General features: G+C 68.2%; 1 protein-coding gene and 1 pseudogene. One reads left to right on the forward strand and one right to left on the reverse strand.

From position 1 onward, the window contains the following. Nucleotides 1-100 (forward strand): annotated as a pseudogene (locus ACIGW4_RS38100) (IS481 family transposase); the annotation flags it as partial. Nucleotides 101-115: 15 nt separating this feature from the next. Here the strand turns inward: ACIGW4_RS38100 and ACIGW4_RS38105 are convergent. Beyond that, nucleotides 116-960 (reverse strand): IS5 family transposase gene (locus ACIGW4_RS38105; protein WP_399586319.1). Its coding sequence is split into 2 segments (ribosomal slippage): nt 116-630 and nt 630-960, totalling 846 coding nucleotides; the frame shifts between segments, so codons are not numbered across the junction. Nucleotides 961-1,499 lie beyond the last annotated feature (539 nt).

Genomic DNA, 1,499 nt, shown 5'->3' on the forward strand with positions numbered 1-1,499 from the left:
AGACTTCCTCCACACCTACAACCACCACCGCTGCCACACCGCACTCGACGGACACCCGCCCATCACCCGCGTCAACAATGCTGCGGGTCAATACAACTAGGCCGTTTCTTTCGGATCATCTTGCCGACCAGATGTAGATGGCGGCGATGTGGAGTCCGGCGGGGTAGCTGGTAGCGGTCTTGTCGTATCGGGTGGCGAGGCCGCGCCATTGCTTGAGCTTGTTGATGCACCGCTCGACGGTGTTGCGCTGTTTGTAGGCCTCGAGGTCGAAGGCCGGCGGACGGCCGCCCCGGCTGCCGCGCCGTTTGCGGTTCGCGGCCTGGTCGGAGGGCTGTGGGATCACGGCCCGGATCCCGCGCCGGCGGAGATGGTCGCGGATCGCGCGGGACGAGTAGGCCTCGTCGGCCAGGACCACGTCCGGCGTGATTCGGGGCCGGCCGAGCGGCCGCGGCACCCGCAGGCGGGCCATGACCTGGGGGAACGCGGGTGCGTCACCGGCCTGCCCGGGCGTGAGGACGAAGGCGAGCGGCCGGCATCGGCCGTCCGCCGCAAGGTGGATCTTGGTGGTCAGTCCGCCGCGGGAGCGTCCGAGGGCGTGATGGTCCGGCTCGCCGGCCGGGGCCCCTTTTGACGGGCTCCGGCGGCGTGCTGGTGAGCCCGGACGATGGTGGAGTCGACCGAGACGATCCAGTCGAGGTCGCCCTCGGCGTCGGCCTGGGCGAGCAGGGCGGTGAAGACCTTCTCCCGGGTGCCGTCGGCGGCCCATTTCCGCAGCCGGTTGTGGGCACCCTTCCACGAGCCGAAGTGCTCGAGCAGGTCCATCCACGGAGTGCCCGTGCGGTACGTGAAGGCGATCGCGTCGATCACCTGCCGGTGATCCCGCCACCTCCCGCCCCACCGAGGTGTCCGGTCCGGCAGCAGCGGCTCGATCCTCGCCCACTGGGCGTCGGTCAGCGACACACATCAACCAACGATCAGATGATCCGAAGGCTACTGTTCAACTGCCTTGGCGCCGCTGATGCTCGCGAAGTCGTCGCATGCGCCTGGCGTACTGCCCGGCCTGCGATCGTTGGGCACGGTCAATCGAAAGCACCTGGGGATCTGCCGCACGTTCGTACAGCTCAACCTCGAAGGAGTCCGCGTTCGTTTCGACGAGCTGGGCCAGGGCGTCCCGATCCTGCTCAGCTGTCGGACGTGCTCTGACTTCGTCCCTCCATGCCTGGCCACTCACCCCGGCTTCGTCCACACCGCCAATATATGCGCGGACAGCAGCGTGCGTAGTCCGCCCGGACCAAGATCCGGAAGAAGCTCCCTAGTCGTCCGCCCGCTGCGACGGGCGCAGTCGTCCGAGCGGATAGCCGACCGTGAGCGCGACGACGGCCGCGGTGACGGCGGCGATGTCCATCATCATGTCCATCGCATGCCGATTGTGGCGAGCTGCTCCATCCGCTCCGGCGTCAGCGTCGCGGCCCGGCTGCGTTGGTTGTTGATCCATGCCC

The organism is Streptomyces sp. NPDC053513, from assembly GCF_044544765.1.
Lineage (GTDB): Bacteria > Actinomycetota > Actinomycetes > Streptomycetales > Streptomycetaceae > Streptomyces > Streptomyces litmocidini.